This is a genomic window from Streptomyces sp. NRRL F-6676 (assembly GCF_000725625.1).
Lineage (GTDB): Bacteria > Actinomycetota > Actinomycetes > Streptomycetales > Streptomycetaceae > Streptomyces.
In genome coordinates this window covers 24,058-48,011 of sequence record NZ_JOHS01000031.1, presented here as the reverse complement: position 1 = coordinate 48,011, position 23,954 = coordinate 24,058, and the positions used below count along the sequence as shown (strand labels likewise).

Genomic DNA, 23,954 nt, shown 5'->3' with positions numbered 1-23,954 from the left:
TGCGGCCTCCTCACGCCCTCGGAGGTGTCTTCCGGCGGGGAGGGAACCATCGCGCATCGGGGCGCGTTTGGAGATGATGGAGGCCATACCGCCGCCGGGGGAGGTGTTCCGTGACATATCCGACACCGTGGCAGCCGTGGAGCGGGCAGAACGCGCAGCACGGCTCGTCGATGCTCGCGTCCCACGCGGACCGGGAGCGGGCCGTCGACGTCCTCAGAGCGGGGTTCAGCGAGGGCCGGCTTCAGCAGCCCGAACTGGAAAAGCGCATCGCGCGGGCGTACGAGGCGCGGACGGTGGGGGAGCTGGGACTGCTCGTCGCCGACCTGCCGCAGGGGCCGGTCCCGATGCAGCCCGCCGTGGCCGCGGCCCCCGTGCCGCGTACGTTCCTGCCGGCGCCGACGCTGCCGCCGCCCAACAACGGCAAGGCCGTGGGCGCCCTGGTGTGCGGCATCCTGACGACGATGACGGCGGGGCTGACGGGTATCCCCGCCGTGGTGCTGGGCCACACGGCCCGCAGCGAGATACGCCGGACGGGCGAGGGGGGCGACGGCTTCGCGCTGGCCGGCCTGATCCTGGGCTGGCTGTCGATCGCGGGCTGGACGCTGTTCCTGATCTTCGTGATCGCGGCGGCGTCGATGTCCACCTGAACGCTGCGGCGGTGTCCGTGGGGGCCCGGCCGTGGCGGAGTTGTTTTGACCGCAGGCAATGAGGTAGGTACGCTCAGACCTTGTGCCTGGGGTGTGCCCTGGCCCTCGTGCGTGCCTGCACCCGTACGGGGAGCCGTCACCGGCCACCGTAATCTGCGCCTTTTCTGCCTCGCGGCGGGGATCCGCAGTATTCGACACACCCGACCGCGTGGGTCGGAGATGTTCCAGGTTAGCTGTACCCATCGGCACACAGAAACCGGAGAAGTAGTGCCTACGATCCAGCAGCTGGTCCGCAAGGGCCGGCAGGACAAGGTCGAGAAGAACAAGACGCCCGCACTCGAGGGTTCGCCCCAGCGTCGCGGCGTCTGCACGCGTGTGTTCACGACCACCCCGAAGAAGCCGAACTCGGCCCTCCGCAAGGTCGCGCGTGTGCGTCTGACCAGCGGCATCGAGGTCACTGCTTACATTCCGGGTGAGGGACACAACTTGCAGGAGCACTCCATCGTGCTCGTGCGCGGCGGCCGTGTGAAGGACCTGCCGGGTGTTCGCTACAAGATCATCCGTGGCTCCCTCGACACCCAGGGTGTCAAGAACCGCAAGCAGGCCCGCAGCCGTTACGGCGCCAAGAAGGAGAAGTAAGAATGCCTCGTAAGGGCCCCGCCCCGAAGCGTCCGGTCATCATCGACCCGGTCTACGGCTCTCCTCTGGTGACCTCCCTGATCAACAAGGTGCTGCTGAACGGCAAGCGCTCCACCGCCGAGCGCATCGTCTACGGCGCCATGGAGGGTCTGCGTGAGAAGACGGGCAACGACCCGATCATCACGCTGAAGCGCGCGCTGGAGAACATCAAGCCGACCCTCGAGGTCAAGTCCCGCCGTGTCGGTGGCGCCACCTACCAGGTGCCGATCGAGGTCAAGCCCGGTCGCGCCAACACCCTCGCGCTGCGCTGGCTGGTCGGCTACTCCCGCGCCCGTCGCGAGAAGACCATGACCGAGCGCCTGCTCAACGAGCTCCTCGACGCCTCCAACGGCCTCGGTGCCGCGGTGAAGAAGCGCGAGGACACCCACAAGATGGCCGAGTCCAACAAGGCCTTCGCGCACTACCGCTGGTAGTCGCTTCCCACATCGAGACCGAGAGAAGACTGAAGCCTTATGGCTACCACTTCACTTGACCTGGCCAAGGTCCGCAACATCGGGATCATGGCCCACATCGACGCGGGCAAGACGACCACCACCGAGCGGATCCTGTTCTACACCGGCGTTTCGTACAAGATCGGTGAGGTCCACGACGGCGCCGCCACCATGGACTGGATGGAGCAGGAGCAGGAGCGTGGCATCACGATCACGTCCGCTGCCACCACCTGTCACTGGCCGCTCGAGGACAACGACTACACCATCAACATCATCGACACCCCGGGGCACGTCGACTTCACCGTCGAGGTGGAGCGCTCCCTGCGTGTGCTCGACGGTGCCGTGACGGTGTTCGACGGTGTCGCGGGTGTCGAGCCGCAGTCCGAGACGGTGTGGCGTCAGGCCGACCGCTACGGCGTGCCGCGCATCTGCTTCGTGAACAAGCTGGACCGTACGGGTGCCGAGTTCCACCGCTGCGTGGACATGATCTCGGACCGCCTGGGTGCCCAGCCGCTGGTCATGCAGCTCCCGATCGGTGCCGAGGCCGACTTCAAGGGCGTCGTGGACCTGGTCCGCATGAAGGCGCTCGTGTGGTCCGCCGAGGCGGCCAAGGGCGAGATGTACGACACCGTCGACATCCCGGCCACGCACACCGAGGCCGCCGAGGAGTGGCGCGGCAAGCTGGTCGAGGCCGTCGCCGAGAACGACGAAGAGATGATGGAGCTGTTCCTGGAGGGCCAGGAGCCCACCGAGGAGCAGCTGTACGCGGCGATCCGCCGCATCACCATCGCCTCCGGCAAGTCCAGCGACACCACGGTCACCCCGGTGTTCTGCGGCACCGCGTTCAAGAACAAGGGCGTCCAGCCCCTGCTCGACGCGGTCGTGCGCTACCTGCCGACCCCGCTCGACGTCGAGGCCATCGAGGGCCACGACGTCAAGGACCCCGAGGTCGTCGTCACGCGCAAGCCGTCCGAGGACGAGCCGCTGTCCGCCCTCGCGTTCAAGATCATGAGCGACCCGCACCTGGGCAAGCTCACCTTCGTCCGCGTGTACTCCGGCCGCCTGGAGTCCGGCACCGCCGTGCTGAACTCCGTCAAGGGCCGCAAGGAGCGCATCGGCAAGATCTACCGCATGCACGCCAACAAGCGTGAGGAGATCGAGTCGGTGGGCGCCGGTGACATCGTCGCCGTCATGGGCCTGAAGCAGACCACCACCGGTGAGACGCTGTCCGACGAGAAGAACCCGGTCATCCTGGAGTCCATGGACTTCCCGGCGCCGGTCATCGAGGTCGCGATCGAGCCCAAGTCCAAGGGCGACCAGGAGAAGCTGGGTGTCGCCATCCAGCGTCTCGCGGAGGAGGACCCCTCCTTCCAGGTGCACACCAACGAGGAGACCGGCCAGACCGTCATCGGCGGCATGGGCGAGCTTCACCTCGAGGTGCTGGTCGACCGGATGCGGCGCGAGTTCAAGGTCGAGGCCAACGTCGGCAAGCCGCAGGTCGCCTACCGTGAGACGATCCGCAAGGCCGTCGAGCGCGTGGACTACACCCACAAGAAGCAGACCGGTGGTACCGGTCAGTTCGCCAAGGTGCAGATCGCGATCGAGCCCATCGAGGGCGGCGACGCCAGTTACGAGTTCGTGAACAAGGTGACCGGTGGCCGCATCCCGAAGGAGTACATCCCTTCGGTCGACGCCGGTGCGCAGGAGGCCATGCAGTTCGGCATCCTCGCCGGCTACGAGATGACGGGCGTCCGCGTCACGCTCATCGACGGTGGTTACCACGAGGTGGACTCCTCGGAGCTCGCCTTCAAGATCGCCGGTTCGCAGGCCTTCAAGGAGGCCGCGCGCAAGGCCAGCCCCGTGCTGCTCGAGCCGATGATGGCCGTCGAGGTCACCACGCCCGAGGATTACATGGGCGACGTGATCGGCGACATCAACTCCCGCCGTGGCCAGATCCAGGCCATGGAGGAGCGTGCCGGCGCCCGCGTCGTCAAGGGCCTGGTTCCGCTGTCGGAGATGTTCGGCTACGTCGGCGACCTCCGCAGCAAGACGTCGGGTCGCGCCAGCTACTCGATGCAGTTCGACTCCTACGCCGAGGTTCCGCGGAACGTCGCCGAGGAGATCATCGCGAAGGCCAAGGGCGAGTAACGCACCCCGTTCACACGCTTTAGGCTTGACACCGACCGCCGGGAATTCGACCGGTGAGGGAGATTCCCGGCGGGCGGCACCCCAGCAAAGATCATCCTGGCGCCGATGAGTAAGGCGTACAGAACCACTCCACAGGAGGACCCCAGTGGCGAAGGCGAAGTTCGAGCGGACTAAGCCGCACGTCAACATCGGCACCATCGGTCACATCGACCACGGTAAGACGACCCTCACGGCCGCCATTACCAAGGTGCTGCACGACGCGTACCCGGACCTGAACGAGGCCTCGGCCTTCGACCAGATCGACAAGGCTCCTGAGGAGCGCCAGCGCGGTATCACCATCTCCATCGCGCACGTCGAGTACCAGACCGAGTCGCGTCACTACGCCCACGTCGACTGCCCCGGTCACGCGGACTACATCAAGAACATGATCACCGGTGCGGCGCAGATGGACGGCGCCATCCTGGTGGTCGCCGCCACCGACGGCCCGATGCCGCAGACCAAGGAGCACGTGCTCCTGGCCCGCCAGGTCGGCGTTCCGTACATCGTCGTCGCCCTGAACAAGGCCGACATGGTGGACGACGAGGAGATCATGGAGCTCGTCGAGCTCGAGGTCCGTGAGCTCCTCTCCGAGTACGAGTTCCCGGGCGACGACCTTCCGGTCGTGCGCGTCTCGGCGCTCAAGGCGCTCGAGGGCGACAAGGAGTGGGGCGAGTCGGTCCTCAACCTGATGAAGGCCGTCGACGAGTCCATCCCGGAGCCGGAGCGGGACGTCGACAAGCCGTTCCTGATGCCGATCGAGGACGTCTTCACCATCACCGGTCGCGGTACGGTCGTCACCGGCCGCATCGAGCGTGGTGTCCTCAAGGTCAACGAGACCGTCGACATCATCGGCATCAAGCAGGACAAGACCTCCACCACGGTCACCGGCATCGAGATGTTCCGGAAGCTGCTGGACGAGGGCCAGGCCGGTGAGAACGTCGGTCTGCTGCTCCGCGGCATCAAGCGCGAGGACGTCGAGCGCGGCCAGGTCATCATCAAGCCGGGCTCGGTCACCCCGCACACCGAGTTCGAGGCGCAGGCCTACATCCTGTCCAAGGACGAGGGTGGCCGCCACACGCCGTTCTTCAACAACTACCGCCCGCAGTTCTACTTCCGCACGACGGACGTGACCGGCGTGGTGTCCCTCCCCGAGGGCACCGAGATGGTCATGCCGGGTGACAACACCGAGATGAAGGTGGAGCTCATCCAGCCCGTCGCCATGGAGGAGGGCCTCAAGTTCGCCATCCGTGAGGGTGGCCGGACCGTCGGCGCCGGCCAGGTCACCAAGATCGTCAAGTAACTCTTGACGGCTTCGGCCTGGTAGCTCCGCTGCGAGCACCGTCGAGGGCCCGTACGACTTCGGTCGTACGGGCCCTTCGCGTTGCCCGGGGCCGTACCACCGATTCGCGAGCCTCCCCGTCCACGAAAGTTTTTCGTTGCCGACGGCCTATTGTTTCGGGGAATTCTCCGAACCATGATGTGGCGCGGCCGTGATCGCTTACTCGCGGCCCGTGACGGACGGAGGAGCGCATGGACAGGCATGTCGGCGAGCGGCCGAGCCGGAGAGCCGTCATCGGAGCGGGCGCGGGCAGCGCGCTGGGCCTCGGTCTGCTCGGGAGCGTCCCGGGCCTGTCCGGCTCGGCGCACGCGGCCACCCCCGCGACGGCGGCCGGCGGCGGGCCGCGGGTGACGGACCCCGGCGCCTACGTCTCCTTCACGCCCCGGCACGGCGCACTCGCCCTCGTGCGCGCCGGGCGCGCGCTGCCGATCGCCGTCGACGGCGGCGACCACGCCGGTGTCGTGCGCGTCGCCGGGGACCTCCGGGACGACGTCGAACGCGTCACCGGTGTCCGTCCCGCCCTCGTGAAGACCGGCGGGGACGAACTGCCCGCCGCCCGCGAGGTCGTCGTCCTCGGCACGCTCGGCCGCAGCGCGCTCGTCGACCGCCTGGTCGCGAGCGGCAAGCTGGACGTCAGCGGCGTCGAGGGCGCGTGGGAGACCTCGCTGGAGACGATCGTCGAGCACCCGTTCCCCGGCGTGGACCGTGCCTTCGTCGTCGTGGGCAGCGACCAGCGCGGCACCGTCTTCGGCGCCTACGACGTCAGCCTCGGCATCGGCGTCTCGCCCTGGTACTGGTGGGACGACGTCGAGCCGGTCCGCCGCACCGCCCTCTACGTCCTGCCCGGCCGGCACACCCAGGGCACCCCCGCCGTGAAGTACCGCGGCGTCTTCCTCAACGACGAGAACCCCGCCCTCGGCACCTGGGCCCCCGCCTACTTCGGCCCCGGCAGGGCCGAGGGGTACGAGGGCGGTTTCAACGCCGACTTCTACGCCAAGGTCTTCGAACTGCTGCTCCGCCTCAAGGCGAACTACCTGTGGCCCGCCGTATGGGGCCGCGCCTTCGCCGAGGACGACCCGGAGAACCACGCCCGCGCCACCCGGTACGGCATCGTCATGGGCACCTCCCACGAGGCGCCCATGATGCGCGGCATCGAGGAGTGGAACCGGCACGCCGTGGCCGCCGTCCGCGACAGGGACGGCACGATCATCACCCCCGGCCACGACCCGTACGGCGGCACCGGCGAGTGGTCCTTCCGCAACAACGCCGACGCGCTGAAGAAGTACTGGGCCGACGGCATCAGGCGGATGGTCGAACAGGACTTCGAGGGTGTGGTCACCCTCGGCATGCGCGGCAACGGCGACACCAGCCTCCCCGACGGCGACGGCATCGAGCTGATGCGGGAGATCATCGCCACCCAGCGGAAGATCCTCGCCGACGTCACCGGCAAGGACGTCACGACCATCCCCCAGGTGTGGACGCTCTACAAGGAGGTCCAGCGCTACTGGGACCGCGGGCTGCGCGCCCCCGACGACGTCACCGTCGTCCTCACCGACGACAACTGGGGCAACATCCGCAAGCACCCCGACCCCGCCGAACCCGCCCGCCCCGGCGGCTACGTGCTGTACTACCACTTCGACTACGTGGGCGCCGGCCGCAACTACAAGTGGGTCGACACCACCTCCCTGCCGAACATGTGGGACCAGCTCCGCCAGGCCGTCGCCTACGGCAACCACGGACTGTGGGTCACCAATGTGGGTGATCTCAAGGGCAACGAGGTGCCGACCCAGTTCTTCCTCGACTACGCCTGGAACCCCGCCCGCTGGGACCTCGACGCCCTCCCCGAGTGGGAGCGCCGCTACGCCCGGCAGAACTTCGGCGAGGCCCAGTCCACCGCGATCGCCTCGATCCTCGCCGAGTACGCGCGGCTCCAGTCGCTGCGCAAGCCCGAGCTGCTCAACCGGAGGATCAGCCTCGACCCGGACAAGGATCCCGCGAAGGACGAGTCCGCGATCGTCTACGACGACGAGGCGACGCCGTTCTCCCTCACCGACCACCGCGAACTCGAACGCGTGACCGCCCAGTGGCGCCGGCTCGCCGAGCGGGCCGAGAAGGTCGCCCGGCGGCTGCCCGAGAAGGACCAGGACGCCTGGTTCGAGCTGGTCGGCTACGAGGTCGCCGCCACCGCCAACCTCTACGCGCTGCGCGAGGCCGAGTTCACCAACCTGCTGTACGCCGCGCAGGGCCGGGCCGCCGCCAACGACCGCGCGACGAGCGCCGAGGCCCGCCTCAAGGACGACTTCGCCCTCCAGGACCGGTTCGACAACGAGGTCGCGGACGGCAAGTGGAAGGGGTTCCAGACCCAGCCGCACATCGACTACGGCGACGTCGAACGGTACGGGCCCAACGCGCCCTGGCAGCAGCCGGAGCTGAACAACGTGGCCCTCCCCGACGTGCTCTTCCCCGCCGTCAAGCGCGTCGAGCTGCCGGAGGAGGCCGAGCTAGGCGTCGCGGTCGACGGCTCCGCCGACTGGTGGCCGCACGCGGAACAGCGGGCCGTACTGCCCGAGTTCAGCCCCTACCAGACCAGGCCCGACCAATACCTCGAGGTCTTCAACCGGGGCAGCCGCCCCTTCGACTACCGGATCACCAGTTCCGCCCGCTGGCTGCGCGTCGACCGCCCGCACGGCCACGTCGACCAGCAGGTGCGCGTCACCGTGACGGTCGACTGGGCGAAGGCGCCGGAGGGGCGCGGCGAGGCGGAGCTGGTGGTGCACGGCCCCGGCGGCCGGACCGTCACCGTCACCGCCGTGGCCCACCGGCCCGACCGGCGCACCGCGCGCGGACTGCGCGGCTTCGTCGAGGCCGGCGGGTACCTCGCGATCGACGCCGCGCACCACACGCGTGCGGTCGGCGCACACGGGGTGAGCTGGCAGCGCGTCGACGGCATCGGCCGCACCGGCGCGGGCATGACACCGGTGCCGGTCACCGCCGCCGCGCAGACCCCCGGCGGCCACTCGCCCCGGCTGGAGTACGAGGTGAGCGTGCTGACCCCGGGCGAGGTCACCGTGTGGGCGTATCTGTCGCCGCGCAACCCGGCCCTCGCCCGCGCCGGACTGCGGTACGCGGTCTCCTTCGACGACGACACCCCCCGGACCGTCGACGTCATCGGCTCCACCGGCGCGGACGACGGAACCATGAACAGGCAGTGGGCCCGTCACACCTCGGACAACGTCAACCGCACGGCCACCCGGCACACGATCGGTTCGGCGGGCGTGCACCGCCTGACGTTCTGGATGGTCGACCCGACGGTCGTGCTGCAACGGCTCGTCGTGGACACGGGCGGGCTGACGCCGACGTATCTGGGACCGCCGGAGAGCAAGCGGCTGCGCTGACGCGCGCGGCACACCGACCCACCCCCCCATTCCGCAGAGAGGAAACCCATGCACCCCCACCGCACCACCCTGCGAAGAGCCGCCGTCGCCGTGCTGAGCGCGGCCCTGGTGGCGACCGCCGCCGGCACGGCACAGGCGCACGCCGGCCACGGGCAGCACGGCAAGGGCCACCACAAGCCCGCCGACTCCTCGCTGCGCGAGCTCGCCGACCGCCGGCACGTCCTGATCGGCACCGCCGTCGACACCACCGCACTCGCCGACGACAGCGTCTACCGGGCCACCACCGCCCGGGAGTTCAGCTCGGTCACCGCGGAGAACGTCATGAAGTGGGAGGTCGTCGAGCCGGAGCGGGGCCGGTACGACTGGTCGCAGGCGGACGAGCTGGTCCGCTTCGCCCGCGCCCACGGCCAGCAGGTCCGCGGGCACACCCTGCTCTGGCACAACCAGCTCCCGGCCTGGCTGACCGACGGCGTCGCCGACGGCTCCCTCGACGCGAAGGCGCTCCGGGGCATCCTGCGCGACCACATCACCGCCGAGGTCACGCACTTCAAGGGCAGGATCTACCAGTGGGACGTCGTCAACGAGGTGTTCAACGACGACGGCACCCTGCGCGACTCGCTCTGGCTGCGGCAACTCGGCCCGTCGTACATCGCCGACGCCTTCCGCTGGGCGCACCGGGCCGACCCCAAGGCCAAGCTGTTCATGAACGACTACAACGTCGAAGGCGTCAACGCGAAGTCGACCGCCTACTACGAACTGGCGAAGAAGCTGCGCGCCGAGGGAGTTCCGGTGCAGGGCATGGGCGTCCAGGCCCACCTCGACATCCAGTACGGCTTCCCGGCCGACCTCGCCGACAACCTGGCCCGCTTCGACCGGCTCGGGCTGCGCACCGCGATCACCGAGGCCGACGTGCGGATGTACACGCCGTCCGACGAGGCGAAGCTGACCCGGCAGGCCTCCGACTACCGGGCGCTGCTCGCCGCCTGCCTGGCGACGAGGGGCTGCACGTCGTTCACGGTGTGGGGCTTCACCGACAAGTACTCCTGGGTGCCCGGCACCTTCGAGGGCGAGGGCGAGGCGAACCTCCTCGACGCGGACTTCGGCCGCAAGCCGGCGTACGAGGCGCTGCGGGCGGAACTGGCACGGCGCGGCTGAGGGAGGCGGGGCCCGCCCGGTGCGGTCGTACGGACGTACGGGCGGGCCTCGAACCCGTACCGGTTGGATCACAGCTCTCGTGACGGCCCTGTGCACCCCTTGTGAACTGCGGATACGGAGCCTAGGAATGATCGGGCCCCCCGCACGGCCCATCCGTGCAGCACGACGTACAGCACCCCGAGAGTGAGCCCGTGAGCACCGTTCCGCCCCCCGAACAGCCCGACGAGGAGTCGGCCCCCGCGGCGTCCTCGATGCCGTCCTCCCTATCCGACGAGGAGTGGGCGGCGTTCCAGCGCGACGCGGCGGAGGGCGGTGGCGCGGCCCCGCCGAAGGAGCCGTCGGCGCGGGCCCGGATGGTGGCCCGGCGGCTGCGGGAGCAGGACGAGGCGGCGGAGCGGGGCGGCAGGGGCGGCCGGCGGTGGCGCCGGGGCGGCCGGAAGGCGGCGCGGTCCGCTCCCGCGACCCCGCCCGGCTGGCGCACGGGCCCCGCCTGGCAGGAGATGAACGGCGGCCGCGGGCGCCGGCGGGGGGTGTGGTCGGCCGTCGGCGTGGTGGCCGCGGTGGCGCTGGCGGTGGTCGCCATCCGCCCGTCACTGCTCCTCGACCGGTTCTCCGGGGGCGGGTCGGCGGACTCGGTCCCCACCGCGCTCCCGGCCGAGACCGCGCTGCCGACCGGGGCGCCCGGCGAGGTGGGCCAGGTCAGGGCGCCCACCCGTGACCACCCGTTCCTCGGCTCCCCGGCCCGCTCCTGGGCCGGGGGCCCGGACGCCATCGTGCTGCCGGCCGCCAAGGCCGTCGGCGGCATGAGCAAGGACGACGTGGCGCTGGCGCTGCGCCGCACGAAGGAGTTCCTGGTCGCGGCCAACCTGGACCCGAAGGTGCTGCGCGGCGGCGAGCCGAAGGCGGCGCTGGCGCTCCTGGACCCCGAACAGCCGAAGCTGCTGTCCGGCATCCGGAGCGCGCTGCGCGCCCCGGGGCGCGAGAACGACCCGCTGAACTACGTCACCCGCTTCGACCCCGAGCAGGTGCGGCTCGCCGGCGACACGGTCAAGGTGCGCGGCCACCTGACGTTCGAGGCCGGGAAGCCGGGTCAGGTGCGGGTGCACGCGGACTACAGCTTCGTCTACCCGCTCGTGCACACGGAGGCGGACGGCGACAGCCGGGTGGCGCGCACCGTCGTGCGCCGCGAGCTGACCATGACGCTCGCCGACCCGGCCAGGTGGATCGCCACCAAGGGCAAGCTCTCGCTCGCCGAGAACGACGCCGAGTTCTACAACTTCGAGTGCGGCGTCCACGACGGCTACATCCACACCGTCTTCCCCGGCGACGCCCCCACGGGCGCCCCCGCCACGGGCGCGGCGGCGGACCCGTACGACCGCAGCGACACGCTGACGGACGAGACCGACCGCGACGCCTGCGGGACGGTCACACGGACGTGACGCCTCCGCCGACGGGACCGGTCGGTCCTCCTGGTTCGACGAAGGCTCTGGCCAGACGGTTTACCTGTGCGTAACACTGAAGGGTCGGCCGTCTCGCGGGCGGCACCTCGGTGGGGTGCGTCCGGCGGCGGCCGTGTTCCCGCGCGCGGCAACGGCGCCGAGCGCCCGTACCCGGTTCCGTACGACGATGTCGTACGACCGGTTGCAGCCGTGCCAGAAAGGGAATCCGTGGCGACACGACCCGTGACGAAGCAGTCCGCCCTGTCCTCGCTCGAACACCTGCGCGAGGAGATCGAGCAGCGCAACCCGGCGCAGCCGGAGTTCCACCAGGCCGTCCACGAGGTGCTGGAGACGCTCGCACCCGTGCTCGCCGCCCGGCCCGAGTACGCGGAGCCGGGGCTCGTCGAGCGGCTGTGCGAGCCGGAGCGGCAGGTCATCTTCCGGGTGCCGTGGACCGACGACCACGGCCGTGTGCGGGTCAACCGCGGCTACCGCGTCGAGTTCAACAGCGCGCTGGGTCCGTACAAGGGCGGTCTGCGCTTCCACCCGACCGTCAACCTCGGTGTCATCAAGTTCCTCGGCTTCGAGCAGGTGTTCAAGAACGCGTTGACCGGGCTCGGCATCGGCGGCGGCAAGGGCGGCAGCGACTTCGACCCGCACGGCCGCTCCGACGCGGAGGTCATGCGGTTCTGCCAGTCGTTCATGACGGAACTCCAGCGGCACATCGGCGAGCACACCGACGTGCCCGCCGGTGACATCGGTGTCGGCGGCCGCGAGATCGGCTATCTGTTCGGCCAGTACCGGCGGATCACCAACCGCTGGGAGGCCGGCGTGCTCACCGGCAAGGGCCCGCTGTGGGGCGGCTCCCTGATCCGCCCGGAGGCCACCGGCTACGGCAACGTGCTGTTCGCCGCCGCGATGCTGCGCCAGCAGCGCGGCGAGGACCTGGAGGGGCAGACGGCGGTCGTCTCCGGCTCCGGGAACGTCGCGATCTACACCATCGAGAAGCTCGCCGCCCTCGGCGCCAACGCCGTCACCTGCTCGGACTCCTCCGGCTACGTCGTCGACGACAAGGGCATCGACGTCGAGCTGCTCAAGCAGGTCAAGGAGGTCGAGCGAGGCCGCGTCGACGTCTACGCCGAGCGCCGGGGCGCCTCCGCGCGGTTCGTGCCCGGCGGCCGGGTCTGGGAGGTCCCGGCCGACCTCGCGCTGCCGTCGGCCACCCAGAACGAACTGAACGCCGACGACGCCGCCACCCTCATCCGCAACGGCGTCAAGGCGGTCTCCGAGGGCGCCAACATGCCGGCCACCCCCGAGGCCGTGCACGCCCTGCGGCAGGCGGGCGTCGCCTTCGGCCCCGGCAAGGCGGCCAACGCGGGCGGGGTCGCGGTCAGCGGCCTGGAGATGGCGCAGAACCACGCCCGTACGTCCTGGCCGGCGGCGCGCGTGGAGGAGGAGCTGACCGGCATCATGAACGCCATCCACACCACCTGCCACGAGACCGCCGAGCGCTACGGCGCCCCCGGCGACTACGTCACCGGGGCCAACATCGCCGGCTTCGAACGCGTGGCCGACGCGATGCTCGCGCAGGGCGTGATCTGACGCCCCGGAAGTGGCGTCAGACCTTGCGGGCCGGTGCCTCCGACGACTCGGACGGTTCGGGCGACGGGTCCGGCTGCCACAGCCAGGGCCGGCCCTCCGGGGTCAGGCCCGCGGCGACCGGGCCCCGGCGGCGCGAGGCGTGCAGCACGGAGCCGTCCAGCGCCTCCGTCGTGGACGTGACGTGCCTGCCGGTCCCGCGGTGGACGAGGCGGAGCCGGCCGTCCAGCGCCCGGCCCAGCAGATGGGACCCGGCCGCGACGACCGGCCCGTAGCCGGGGAAGGACACGGCCCCGCCCGCGGGGGCGAGGAGCCTGGCGGAGGCGGGCGGACGGTAGTACAGGTGTCCGCCCGCCACGGCTATCGCGTCCGCGGGAGCCGCCGCGCCCGTCCCGACGCCCGGGGCGGGGGAGGGGCCCTGCGGGGTCCAGTGGTGCACGGCGTCGCGGCCCGGCGCGTACACGTGCACCTCGCCGTCCGCCCCCACCACCGCGGTCAGCCCGTCCTGCACCTGCCCGCCGCCCAGGTCCCGCCACGGCGACCAGGCGCCGCCGGTCTCCCGGACGCGGGTGCTGATCCCCTGATCGGCGTTGCGCACGAACAGGTGGACGCGGCCGTCGGGCGCCGTGACCGCGACGGGGACGCCGATCCGCCGGCCCCGGTCCGCGTCGGTGCCCTCGGGGTTGCCGAGCCCCGTCCACGCCTTGAAGCGGCCGCCGGGCGCGCGCTGCTCCAGCGCCACGATCTCCCGCGTGTTGGCCCCGCCCAGCCCCTGCAAGGCCGCGAACCGCAGCGCGAACAGCAGCAGCCGGCCGTCGTCCAGCACCGCCGAGCCCAGCGCCGGCGCCAGCGGGCCGCCGCCCAGGTCGGCCGGCTCGCCGAACGTCCCGTCCGCGGACTCGCGCCAGCGCACCACCCGCATCCCGAGCACCCCGTACGCCGTCAGCCGCCCGTCCGCCGCCTCGGTCAGCGCGAGCCGGGGGCCGGGGTGGCGGTAGTGCGTGGAACGGACCCAGTGCTTGCGGTTGGTCAGCGGCTGGTCGCCGCCGACGTTGTAGTCGCCGCAGCCGGCCGCGTTGCCGCACTTCCACTCCGGGGAGCCGCCGTAGGGCACCAGGTGCGAGGCTTTGGGCCCCAGGACGGCGGGCGGGAGGTTGTCCGGCCAGTGGTGGTTGTAGTAGCCGCGGTAGGAGACCGTGGTGAACGGCGGCGGCCCGTCCGGCGAGTCCGTCCGCGCCCAGCGGGCCAGCGCGGCCCAGGTGAAGGAGGCGACGGCGGTGTGGTCGGCGTGGTCGGAGTAGCCGGGCTGCTCGCTGTCGCGGATCCGGGTGAGCCGGTCGCTGAGCTGGATGTCCGGATCGGGGTCCAGCGTGTGCACGAGGGTGGGCCGATAGTGCGTGAACAGCCCGACGAGGACGTCGAGCAGCTCCTCGTGGTCGTACGACCGCACGGTCCGCAGCGGTGAGCCGTCGGCGATGACGGTGGCCAGCCGCAGCCCGGTCTGCTGCCACAGCGCGGGAACGCCCATGCGCCGGAACGGCGTGTGCATGGCCAGGTCGAGATGGACCAGCTCGACCCGGCGGCCCTGGTGTTCGAGGGTGTTCAGCTCGGCGCGGTGCCCCCCGGGCAGGCTGAGCACGGATTCATTCCATCGAATGAACACGGGGAGCCCGAGCTGGGTCGCGTAGCTCTGCCGCAGGCCCTGGTGGCGGGCGGAGGAGTACGCGGCCTTGTCGGCGGGCTGGCGCGGGCGCCCCGGGATCTTGTTGACGCCGTTGGCCTCGCCCGCGGTGACGTACACGCAGACGAGCGGGGCCCCGGCGGCCACCGCGTACTGGGTGTCCGGGTTCATGAAGTACAAGTCGTCGTCCGGGTGCGCGAGGACCTGCATCACCAGCGCGCGCCTGCCCTGCACGGCGGGGCGCCCCGTGACGGGGGCCGGACCGGCGGTGGGCGCCTTCGCGGAGGCGCCGCCGGCCCGGGACAGGCCGTACCCGACGACGGCCCCGCCCAGCCCGACACCACCCCCGACGAGCACGGCCCGCCGGGCGGTACCGGCTCTGCCGGTCCCGGCGCCGCCGGTGCGCGCACTGTCCTCCGTGTGTCGTTTCGCCCTGTCTGCCCACGCAGCCCGGACATGCCTGAACCGCATGCTCCACACTCCGATCGCCGCCTTGCAGCGGTCGGGTGCGCTGCGGTGCTCAGTGGTACTTGGGCCGCCCGGGGCCGGGCCGCGCACTGCGCGCCGGTCCGTGCGGCTTCCGACTGAGGAGAGGGGAGCGAGAGAGGCGGGGTTCCCCGGGAGGACGGGTTCCGTTCACCTGGGGGCGTGATGTCGATCACCGGAGGTGGTGCGCGGCGGACGTCGGCCGGGAACGCGACGGCCGCCGCACGCGTGGCGTTCGCCCCGCGCACGGCGGCCGTTCGGTGCCACCGGGTGTGCGCTCAGTGCGCGCCCGCGCCCGCCGGGGCGCCGCGGCCCTGGGGGCGGGCGGTGACCAGGACGCCCGAGGCCACGGCGGCGATCAGCATGGCGGCCACGCCCCACCAGATGGCGGTCGTGTAGCCGTGCACGATGCCCTCCCGCAGCACCTGCGCCTTGCGCGAGGGGTCGGTGAGGTGGCCGGCGACGTACGTCGAGGTCGCCGATGTGGCGATCGTGTTCAGCAGCGCTGTGCCGAGCGAACCGCCCACCTGCTGCGAGGTGTTGACCATCGCCGAGGTCACGCCCGCGTCCTGCGGCCGGACGCCGTGGGTCGCGGTGGAGAAGACCGGCATGAAGGTCAGACCCATGCCGAGCCCCAGCAGCAGTTCGGCCGGGAGGATGTGCGTGGCGTACGCGGAGTCGACGCCGAGCTGGGTCAGCACCAGGAGCCCGGAGGCGGCGAGCAGCATGCCGGGCACCATCAGCATGCGGGCGGGCACGCGCGGCAGCAGCCGGGCGGAGATCTGGGTGGAGCCGATGATGATCGACGCGGACATCGGCAGGAACGCCAGACCACTCCTGACCGGGGAGTATCCGAGGATGCCCTGGAGGTAGTAGGTCATGAACAGGAACAGACCGAACATGCCGATCGTGGCGAGGGCCATCGTCAGGAAGGAGCCCGCGCGGTTGCGGTCGCTCAGGATCCGCAGCGGCAGCAGCGGGGACTTCGCCTTCGTCTGCCAGAAGACGAACGCCACGAGCAGCGCCAGGCCGCCGAAGAGCAGGATCAGCACCAGGCTGTCGCTCCAGCCGCGCGGCTCGGCCTCGGAGAAGCCGTAGACGACGGCGACCAGGCCGCCGCAGCCGAGGATGACGCCGGGGACGTCCAGCCTGGCCTCGCTGTGGCCGGGGCGGTCGTGCAGCAGCATGACGGCGCCGATCACCGCGACGATCGCGATCGGGATGTTGACGTACAGGCACCAGCGCCAGTTCGCGTACGAGGTCAGCACGCCGCCCAGCAGCAGGCCGAGCGCGGCGCCCGCGCCCGCGATGGCGCCGTAGATGCCGAACGCCTTGCCGCGCTCGCGCGGGTCGGTGAACGTCGTGGTCATCAGGGAGAGCGCGGAGGGCGCGAGGACGGCGCCGAAGACGCCCTGGAGCGCGCGGGCGGCGAAGAGCATCCCGGAGCTGCCGGCCGCGCCGCCGATCGCGGAGGCGACGGCGAAGCCGACCAGGCCGATGATGAAGGTGCGCTTGCGGCCGACGAGGTCGGCGATGCGGCCGCCGAGGAGCAGCAGGCCGCCGAAGGCGAGGGTGTAGGCGGTGATGACCCACTGGCGGTTGCCGTCGGTCATGTCCAGCGCCTTCTGCGCGGACGGCAGCGCGATGTTCACGATGGTCGCGTCGAGGACGACCATCAGCTGGGCCAGCGCGATGACGACCAGACCCCACCAGCGGCGGGGGTCCGGTTCCTCGACGGCACGGCCGGAGGTGGGTGCCGGCGCCGTGCGTATGGCGTCGACGGATGAGGAGTCGCTCATGTCGCGGGGTGTCGCTTCCTTGGGTTTGTGAGGGTTGGTGAGGGCCGGTGTGCTCGGGCCGCCGGCCCGACCGTCACTAGTGCGGATCGTCAGTACCGCTGATCGTCAGACCCCAGGATACGCTATGGGTATGACGGGCGCGTATCTCCCCGGTGACCCCTCCGGTGTCCTGGCCACGAGGCTGGGCTACCTGTTCAAGCACGCCTATTTCCGGCTCAGCGAGCGGATGACGGCGGCGCTGGCGCCGTACGGGATGAATCCGCGCGAGCTGGGGGTGCTCTCGACGATCGAGGGGGGCGGCCAGGAGTGGTCGCAGATGGAGCTCGCGGGGCGGCTCGGGGTGGACCGCACGACGATGGTCGCGCTCATCGACGGCCTGGAGGGCAAGGGCCTGGTCGAACGGCGCCGCAGCGAGCGCGACCGGCGGCGGAACGTCGTCCGGCTGACGGCGGAGGGGAAGCGGTGCCGGCGTGAGGCGGACGAGGCGCGGGAGCGTGTCGAACGTGACTTCCTCGCTCCGCTGGACGAGGCGACGACGGCGACCCTGACCGCCGCCCTGCGCACCCTGTACGCCTCCCACGGCGCGGTGACGCGTCCCCCGCACTGCCCCCCGCCGAGTTAGGGGCTCGGTGACGCGCCCCCCCCCGCACTGCCCCCGCCCCGTCAGGGGCGCGGGGAATGGCGCGGCCGGCCACACGGCACGCGCACCCGCCGGTGAACGCCGGACTCCCGCGCTCTCAGGCGCCCCCGACCCCCGTTGGTTTGATCCAGATCACCTTAGGGGTATTCTCCTCCGCCCAATTGGCGCGCGAAGCGCCCCGTATGGCAGACTAGCGGGGTTGCTCGGTCGAGTGCCGATGCTGCGCGCCTCCCGCCGGGAGGACCGGAAGCGAGTCCCACAGTACTCGTCGTCCCAACTGCCCTCGGGCAGCTCTGGGGCGGACGTACGGGAATCTTCCGGGAAGCGTCAGCGGGGTACCGGCCAGGCACCCGGTGGGCCTCTCGCCCCTGGTCCGCGGTTCCGGAAGGGCCCGCACTTCCCACAGCAGGGATGTTCGAACCAAGGGACATCTGTGTCGGCGGGAGTGCGACACACCCGACCGCGTGGGTCGGAGGGGCAGGGAGACGGCAAGACACCCCGCCGGGTTCCGGAGCGTTACGAGAGACAGGACTACTGAGTAGCCATGGCGGGACAGAAGATCCGCATCCGGCTCAAGGCCTACGACCACGAGGTCATCGACTCCTCGGCGAAGAAGATCGTCGAGACGGTGACCCGCACTGGTGCGTCGGTCGCGGGCCCGGTGCCGCTGCCCACTGAGAAGAACGTGTACTGCGTCATCAAGTCGCCGCACAAGTACAAGGACTCGCGCGAGCACTTCGAGATGCGCACGCACAAGCGCCTGATCGACATCCTCGACCCGACCCCCAAGACCGTTGACTCTCTGATGCGACTCGACCTCCCGGCCGGTGTCGACATCGAGATCAAGCTCTGAGGCCGGTGATCTGAAGATGACCAAGCAGATCAAGGGCATCCTGGGCGAGAAGCTCGGCATGACGCAGGTGTGGGACGAGAACAACCGTGTCGTCCCGGTCACCGTCGTCAAGGCCGGCCCAAACGTCGTCACCCAGGTCCGCACGAACGACGCCGACGGCTACGAGTCCGTCCAGATCGCGTTCGGCGACATCGACCCCCGCAAGGTGAACAAGCCCCTCAAGGGCCACTTCGCCAAGGCCGACGTCACCCCCCGCCGCCACCTCGTCGAGATCCGCACGGCCGACGCCGCCGAGTACACCCTCGGTCAGGAAGTCACCGCCGAGGTCTTCGAGGCGGGCGTGAAGGTCGACGTCACCGGCAAGAGCAAGGGCAAGGGCTTCGCCGGTGTCATGAAGCGTCACAACTTCAAGGGCCTCGGCGCCGGACACGGCACCCAGCGCAAGCACCGCTCGCCCGGTTCCATCGGCGGCTGCGCCACCCCGGGCCGTGTGTTCAAGGGCCTCCGCATGGCGGGCCGCATGGGCAACGAGCGGGTCACCACCCAGAACCTGACCGTCCACGCCGTTGACGCGGAGAAGGGTCTGCTGCTCATCAAGGGCGCGGTTCCCGGTCCGAACGGCGGCCTCGTCCTGGTCCGCACCGCGGCCAAGGGGGCCTGAGGTAACGATGAGCACTGTTGACATCCTTTCGCCGGCGGGCGAGAAGGCCGGGACCGTCGAACTGCCCGAGGGCATCTTCGGCGTGGAGAAGGTCAGCATCCCGCTGATCCACCAGGTCGTCGTCGCGCAGCTGGCCGCCGCCCGCCAGGGCACGCACAAGACCAAGACCCGCGGTGAAGTCCGCGGTGGCGGCAAGAAGCCGTACCGCCAGAAGGGCACCGGCCGCGCCCGTCAGGGTTCGACCCGCGCCCCGCAGTTCGCCGGCGGTGGCGTCGTCCACGGCCCGCAGCCGCGTGACTACTCGCAGCGGACCCCGAAGAAGATGAAGGCCGCGGCCCTGCGCCACGCCCTCACCGACCGGGCCCGCCACAACCGCATCCACGTCGTCACCGGCGTGGTCGAGGGCGAGACCGCCTCCACGAAGGCCGCCCGGACGCTGTTCGGCAAGATCTCGGAGCGCAAGAACCTGCTCCTGGTCGTCGACCGCGCCGACGAGGCCGCGTGGCTGTCCGCCCGCAACCTGCCCCAGGTCCACATCCTGGAGCCGGGCCAGCTGAACACGTACGACGTTCTCGTCTCGGACGACGTGGTCTTCACCCAGGCCGCCTTCGAGTCCTTCGTGTCCGGCCCGAACAAGGCCAACGACACCGAAGGGAGCGAGGCCTGATGGCTACGCGTCACCCGAGCATCGCCTCCAAGGCCGCGAAGGCCGCCAAGGCCGCGCGCGTCGCCAAGGCGCGCCGCCACGCCGCGGAGGGCCGGAACACGGTCGAGACCCCGGCCAGCAAGTCCTTCACGGACCCCCGTGACGTGCTGCTGAAGCCGGTCGTCTCCGAGAAGAGCTACGCCCTGCTCGACGACAACAAGTACACGTTCATCGTCGCGCCGGGCAGCAACAAGACCCAGATCAAGCAGGCCGTCGAGGCGGTCTTCGAGGTCAAGGTCACCGGGGTCAACACGATCAACCGGCAGGGCAAGCGCAAGCGCACCCGCACCGGTTTCGGTCAGCGTGCCGCCACCAAGCGCGCGATCGTGACCCTTGCCGAGGGCGACCGTATCGACATCTTCGGCGGTCCGACCTCCTGACGGAGGTCCGGAACGTCCAGATAATCGGAACTTTCCGAGGACTGAGAGACAATGGGTATCCGCAAGTACAAGCCGACGACTCCTGGCCGTCGTGGCGCCAGCGTCGCCGACTTCGTCGAGGTCACGCGGTCCACGCCGGAGAAGTCGCTGGTCCGTCCCCTGCACAGCAAGGGCGGCCGTAACAATTCCGGTCGTGTGACCGTTCGCCACCAGGGTGGCGGACACAAGCGCGCCTACCGCGTGATCGACTTCCGTCGTCACGACAAGGACGGCGTGCCGGCGAAGGTCGCGCACATCGAGTACGACCCCAACCGCACCGCGCGCATCGCGCTGCTGCACTACGCCGACGGCGAGAAGCGCTACATCCTCGCCCCGCGTGGTCTGGCCCAGGGCGACCGCGTCGAGAACGGTCCCGGCGCCGACATCAAGCCGGGCAACAACCTCGCGCTGCGCAACATCCCGGTCGGTACCACGCTGCACGCCATCGAGCTGCGGCCGGGCGGCGGCGCCAAGTTCGCCCGCTCCGCCGGTGCCTCGGTGCAGCTGCTCGCGAAGGAGGGCTCGATGGCCCACCTCCGCATGCCGTCCGGCGAGATCCGCCTGGTCGACCAGCGCTGCCGCGCCACGGTCGGCGAGGTCGGCAACGCCGAGCAGTCGAACATCAACTGGGGCAAGGCCGGCCGCAAGCGCTGGCTGGGCGTCCGCCCGACCGTCCGTGGTGTGGTCATGAACCCCGTCGACCACCCGCACGGTGGTGGTGAGGGCCGTACCTCCGGTGGTCGCCACCCGGTGTCCCCGTGGGGCAAGAAGGAAGGCCGTACTCGTTCGCCCAAGAAGGCGTCGAACAAGTACATCGTCCGCCGCCGCAAGACGAACAAGAAGCGCTAGGAGCGGGTTCAGATGCCGCGCAGTCTCAAGAAGGGGCCCTTCGTCGACGACCACCTCATGAAGAAGGTGGACGTGCAGAACGAAGCGGGTTCCAAGAACGTCATCAAGACCTGGTCCCGTCGCTCGATGATCGTCCCGGCCATGCTCGGCCACACGATCGCGGTGCACAACGGCAAGACCCACATCCCGGTGTTTGTCACCGAGTCCATGGTCGGCCACAAGCTCGGCGAGTTCTCGCCGACGCGCACCTTCCGGGGGCACGTCAAGGACGACCGGAAGTCGAAGCGCCGCTAGTCGGCGGGTGCAATCGACCATGACAAACACTGAAGGGACAACCATGGAAGCCAGGGCCCAGGCGCGGTACATCCGCGTCACGCCCATGAAGGCCCGCCGCGTGGTGGACCTCATCCGTGGCATGGACGCCACGGAGGCTCAGGCGGTCCTGCGTTTCGCCCCGCAGGCCGCGAGCGTGCCGGTCGGCAAGGTGCTGGACAGCGCCATCGCCAACGCCGCGCACAACTACGACCACACCGACGCCGACAGCCTCTTCATCTCCGAGGCCTACGTCGACGAGGGCCCGACCCTGAAGCGGTTCCGTCCGCGCGCCCAGGGCCGCGCCTACCGGATCCGCAAGCGGACCAGCCACATCACCGTGGTCGTCAGCAGCAAGGAAGGAACCCGGTAATGGGCCAGAAGGTTAACCCGCATGGGTTCCGGCTCGGTGTCACCACGGACTTCAAGTCCCGGTGGTACGCCGACAAGCTGTACAAGGACTACGTCAAGGAAGACGTCGCCATCCGCCGGATGATGACGTCCGGCATGGAGCGCGCCGGCATCTCCAAGGTCGAGATCGAGCGCACCCGGGACCGCGTCCGTGTGGACATCCACACCGCGCGTCCGGGCATCGTCATCGGCCGCCGCGGCGCCGAGGCCGACCGCATCCGCGGTGACCTCGAGAAGCTGACGGGCAAGCAGGTCCAGCTGAACATCCTCGAGGTCAAGAACCCCGAGACGGACGCTCAGCTCGTGGCCCAGGCCGTCGCCGAGCAGCTCTCCAGCCGTGTCTCCTTCCGCCGTGCCATGCGCAAGAGCATGCAGTCGGCGATGAAGGCGGGCGCCAAGGGCATCAAGATCCAGTGCGGTGGCCGCCTCGGCGGCGCCGAGATGTCCCGCTCGGAGTTCTACCGCGAGGGCCGCGTGCCCCTGCACACGCTCCGCGCGAACGTGGACTACGGCTTCTTCGAGGCCAAGACGACCTTCGGCCGCATCGGTGTGAAGGTCTGGATCTACAAGGGCGACGTCAAGAACATCGCCGAGGTCCGCGCCGAGAACGCGGCCGCCCGTGCCGGCAACCGCCCGGCCCGTGGTGGCGCCGACCGTCCGGCCCGTGGTGGCCGCGGTGGCGAGCGTGGCGGCCGCGGTCGCAAGCCGCAGCAGCAGTCGGCTCCGGCAGCCGAGGCCCCCAAGGCCGACGCGCCCGCCGCTGCTCCGGCTGAGAGCACCGGAACGGAGGCCTGACCGACATGCTGATCCCCCGTAGGGTCAAGCACCGCAAGCAGCACCACCCGAAGCGCCGTGGTCAGGCCAAGGGCGGTACGACGGTCTCGTTCGGCGAGTACGGCATCCAGGCCCTCACGCCGGCGTACGTGACCAACCGCCAGATCGAGGCGGCCCGTATCGCGATGACCCGCCACATCAAGCGTGGTGGCAAGGTCTGGATCAACATCTACCCGGACCGCCCGCTCACGAAGAAGCCTGCCGAGACCCGCATGGGTTCCGGTAAGGGTTCTCCCGAGTGGTGGATCGCGAACGTGCACCCGGGCCGGGTCATGTTCGAGCTGTCCTACCCCAACGAGAAGATCGCCCGTGAGGCGCTGACTCGTGCGGCCCACAAGCTGCCGATGAAGTGCCGGATCGTCAAGCGCGAGGCAGGTGAAGCGTGATGTCGGCCGGTACCAAGGCGTCCGAGCTGCGCGAACTGGGTGACGAGGAGCTTCTGGCGAAGCTCCGCGAAGCCAAGGAAGAGCTGTTCAACCTCCGCTTCCAGGCGGCGACCGGTCAGCTCGAGAACCACGGTCGGCTGAAGGCCGTCCGGAAGGACATCGCGCGGATCTACACCCTGATGCGTGAGCGCGAGCTGGGCATCGAGACGGTGGAGAGCGCCTGATGAGTGAGAGCAACGTGACTGAGCAGACTGCAGAGGCCCGCGGCTTCCGCAAGACCCGTGAGGGTCTCGTCGTCAGCGACAAGATGGACAAGACCGTCGTCGTCGCCGTCGAGGACCGCGTCAAGCACGCGCTGTACGGCAAGGTCATCCGCCGTACCAACAAGCTCAAGGCGCACGACGAGCAGAACGCCGCGGGTGTCGGCGACCGCGTCCTCCTCATGGAGACCCGGCCGCTGTCCGCGACGAAGCGCTGGCGCGTCGTCGAGATCCTCGAGAAGGCCAAGTAGGTAATTCCCGCAAGGGAATTCCAAAGAGTACGTTCCTGCGGGGCATTCCTCGCAGGACAGTTCCGCCAGGCTCCACCGGGGCTGCTGCGCTTGATCGAAGCAAGTCAGCCCCGGTGGGGAACCGGCAGACAAACAGGAGATAGACGTGATCCAGCAGGAGTCGCGACTGCGTGTCGCCGACAACACGGGTGCGAAGGAAATTCTCACCATCCGTGTGCTCGGTGGCTCCGGTCGCCGCTACGCGGGCATCGGTGACGTCATCGTCGCCACCGTCAAGGACGCGATCCCCGGTGGCAACGTGAAGAAGGGTGACGTCGTCAAGGCGGTCATCGTTCGCACCGTCAAGGAGCGCCGCCGTCCCGACGGCTCGTACATCCGCTTCGACGAGAACGCCGCCGTCATTCTCAAGAACGACGGCGACCCCCGCGGCACCCGTATCTTCGGCCCCGTCGGCCGTGAGCTGCGCGAGAAGAAGTTCATGAAGATCATCTCCCTCGCGCCGGAGGTGCTGTGAG

24 protein-coding genes are annotated in these 23,954 nt (G+C 70.2%); 22 read left to right on the top strand and 2 right to left on the bottom strand.

Features of this window, described 5'->3' with window-relative positions; genetic code table 11:
- Window positions 1–170 precede the first annotated feature (170 nt).
- The 9 genes from IO29_RS19910 to gdhA all read left to right on the top strand — a co-directional run bounded on the left by IO29_RS19910 (window position 171) and on the right by gdhA (window position 12,894).
- The gene (locus IO29_RS19910) at window positions 171–647 is read left to right on the top strand and encodes a DUF1707 and DUF4190 domain-containing protein (RefSeq protein WP_030380870.1); all 477 of its coding nucleotides are present in this window, start codon (window positions 171–173) and stop codon (window positions 645–647) included.
- 267 nt (window positions 648–914) lie between these two features.
- Complete coding sequence (gene rpsL, locus IO29_RS19905; protein ID WP_003948652.1) at window positions 915–1,286, top strand: 30S ribosomal protein S12; 372 nt, start codon at window positions 915–917, stop codon at window positions 1,284–1,286.
- Window positions 1,287–1,288: 2 nt separating this feature from the next.
- Window positions 1,289–1,759 (top strand): 30S ribosomal protein S7, encoded by a 471-nt coding sequence (gene rpsG / locus IO29_RS19900; RefSeq protein ID WP_003992340.1) that lies wholly within the window; start codon window positions 1,289–1,291, stop codon window positions 1,757–1,759.
- A gap of 39 nt (window positions 1,760–1,798) precedes the next feature.
- Window positions 1,799–3,925 carry an elongation factor G gene (gene fusA, locus IO29_RS19895; RefSeq protein ID WP_030380869.1) on the top strand — a complete coding sequence of 709 codons (2,127 nt, stop codon included), beginning with the start codon at window positions 1,799–1,801 and terminating at the stop codon, window positions 3,923–3,925.
- Between the two features lie 145 nt (window positions 3,926–4,070).
- The gene (gene tuf / locus IO29_RS19890; RefSeq protein ID WP_030380868.1) at window positions 4,071–5,264 is read left to right on the top strand and encodes an elongation factor Tu; all 1,194 of its coding nucleotides are present in this window, start codon (window positions 4,071–4,073) and stop codon (window positions 5,262–5,264) included.
- 230 nt (window positions 5,265–5,494) lie between these two features.
- Entirely contained in the window at window positions 5,495–8,698 is a 3,204-nt protein-coding gene (locus IO29_RS19885) for a glycosyl hydrolase 115 family protein (protein ID WP_030380867.1), read from the top strand.
- Between the two features lie 48 nt (window positions 8,699–8,746).
- Window positions 8,747–9,853 (top strand): endo-1,4-beta-xylanase, encoded by a 1,107-nt coding sequence (locus IO29_RS19880; protein WP_030380866.1) that lies wholly within the window; start codon window positions 8,747–8,749, stop codon window positions 9,851–9,853.
- 191 nt (window positions 9,854–10,044) lie between these two features.
- Window positions 10,045–11,292, top strand: a complete 1,248-nt coding sequence (locus IO29_RS19875; protein WP_030380865.1) for a hypothetical protein — start codon at window positions 10,045–10,047, stop codon at window positions 11,290–11,292.
- Between the two features lie 228 nt (window positions 11,293–11,520).
- Window positions 11,521–12,894, top strand: a complete 1,374-nt coding sequence (gene gdhA / locus IO29_RS19870) for an NADP-specific glutamate dehydrogenase (protein ID WP_051707785.1) — start codon at window positions 11,521–11,523, stop codon at window positions 12,892–12,894.
- A 16-nt stretch (window positions 12,895–12,910) separates the two neighbouring features.
- On the opposite strand, the gene IO29_RS19865 is transcribed toward gdhA, so the two are convergent.
- Both IO29_RS19865 and IO29_RS19860 read right to left on the bottom strand, forming a co-directional pair.
- Window positions 12,911–15,043 carry a PIG-L family deacetylase gene (locus IO29_RS19865; protein WP_234307568.1) on the bottom strand — a complete coding sequence of 711 codons (2,133 nt, stop codon included), beginning with the start codon at window positions 15,041–15,043 and terminating at the stop codon, window positions 12,911–12,913.
- Window positions 15,044–15,336: 293 nt separating this feature from the next.
- On the bottom strand, window positions 15,337–16,857 hold the full coding sequence (locus IO29_RS19860) for an MFS transporter (protein ID WP_030380862.1): 1,521 nt from the start codon (window positions 16,855–16,857) through the stop codon (window positions 15,337–15,339).
- Between the two features lie 130 nt (window positions 16,858–16,987).
- Here IO29_RS19860 and IO29_RS19855 point away from each other — a divergent pair, with 130 nt between their 5' ends.
- The 13 genes from IO29_RS19855 (at window position 16,988) to rplN (ending at window position 23,953) form a co-directional block, all read left to right on the top strand.
- Window positions 16,988–17,479, top strand: a complete 492-nt coding sequence (locus tag IO29_RS19855; RefSeq protein ID WP_030380861.1) for a MarR family winged helix-turn-helix transcriptional regulator — start codon at window positions 16,988–16,990, stop codon at window positions 17,477–17,479.
- Between the two features lie 562 nt (window positions 17,480–18,041).
- Window positions 18,042–18,350, top strand: a complete 309-nt coding sequence (rpsJ, locus tag IO29_RS19850) for a 30S ribosomal protein S10 (RefSeq protein ID WP_003948644.1) — start codon at window positions 18,042–18,044, stop codon at window positions 18,348–18,350.
- Between the two features lie 16 nt (window positions 18,351–18,366).
- Window positions 18,367–19,011, top strand: coding sequence for a 50S ribosomal protein L3 (gene rplC, locus IO29_RS19845; protein ID WP_030380860.1), 645 nt, complete (start codon window positions 18,367–18,369; stop codon window positions 19,009–19,011).
- Window positions 19,012–19,018: 7 nt separating this feature from the next.
- The gene (rplD, locus tag IO29_RS19840) at window positions 19,019–19,678 is read left to right on the top strand and encodes a 50S ribosomal protein L4 (RefSeq protein WP_030380859.1); all 660 of its coding nucleotides are present in this window, start codon (window positions 19,019–19,021) and stop codon (window positions 19,676–19,678) included.
- Complete coding sequence (gene rplW, locus IO29_RS19835; protein ID WP_030380858.1) at window positions 19,678–20,097, top strand: 50S ribosomal protein L23; 420 nt, start codon at window positions 19,678–19,680, stop codon at window positions 20,095–20,097. The genes rplD and rplW overlap by 1 nt, the downstream gene beginning before the upstream one ends.
- Window positions 20,098–20,148: 51 nt before the next feature.
- On the top strand, window positions 20,149–20,985 hold the full coding sequence (gene rplB / locus IO29_RS19830) for a 50S ribosomal protein L2 (protein WP_030380857.1): 837 nt from the start codon (window positions 20,149–20,151) through the stop codon (window positions 20,983–20,985).
- A 12-nt stretch (window positions 20,986–20,997) separates the two neighbouring features.
- Complete coding sequence (gene rpsS / locus IO29_RS19825) at window positions 20,998–21,279, top strand: 30S ribosomal protein S19 (protein ID WP_006140908.1); 282 nt, start codon at window positions 20,998–21,000, stop codon at window positions 21,277–21,279.
- A 43-nt stretch (window positions 21,280–21,322) separates the two neighbouring features.
- Window positions 21,323–21,670 carry a 50S ribosomal protein L22 gene (rplV, locus tag IO29_RS19820; RefSeq protein ID WP_003974262.1) on the top strand — a complete coding sequence of 116 codons (348 nt, stop codon included), beginning with the start codon at window positions 21,323–21,325 and terminating at the stop codon, window positions 21,668–21,670.
- A complete protein-coding gene (gene rpsC / locus IO29_RS19815) occupies window positions 21,670–22,503 on the top strand; it encodes a 30S ribosomal protein S3 (protein ID WP_030380856.1) in 834 nt (277 codons plus the stop codon). Before rplV ends, rpsC begins: the two co-directional genes overlap by 1 nt.
- A 5-nt stretch (window positions 22,504–22,508) precedes the next feature.
- The gene (gene rplP, locus IO29_RS19810; RefSeq protein ID WP_006140905.1) at window positions 22,509–22,928 is read left to right on the top strand and encodes a 50S ribosomal protein L16; all 420 of its coding nucleotides are present in this window, start codon (window positions 22,509–22,511) and stop codon (window positions 22,926–22,928) included.
- Entirely contained in the window at window positions 22,928–23,152 is a 225-nt protein-coding gene (gene rpmC / locus IO29_RS19805) for a 50S ribosomal protein L29 (RefSeq protein WP_003998824.1), read from the top strand. The genes rplP and rpmC overlap by 1 nt, the downstream gene beginning before the upstream one ends.
- Complete coding sequence (rpsQ, locus tag IO29_RS19800) at window positions 23,152–23,439, top strand: 30S ribosomal protein S17 (RefSeq protein WP_003992363.1); 288 nt, start codon at window positions 23,152–23,154, stop codon at window positions 23,437–23,439. The genes rpmC and rpsQ overlap by 1 nt, the downstream gene beginning before the upstream one ends.
- A 145-nt stretch (window positions 23,440–23,584) precedes the next feature.
- Window positions 23,585–23,953, top strand: a complete 369-nt coding sequence (gene rplN / locus IO29_RS19795) for a 50S ribosomal protein L14 (protein WP_003974257.1) — start codon at window positions 23,585–23,587, stop codon at window positions 23,951–23,953.
- Window position 23,954: the final 1 nt, after the last annotated feature.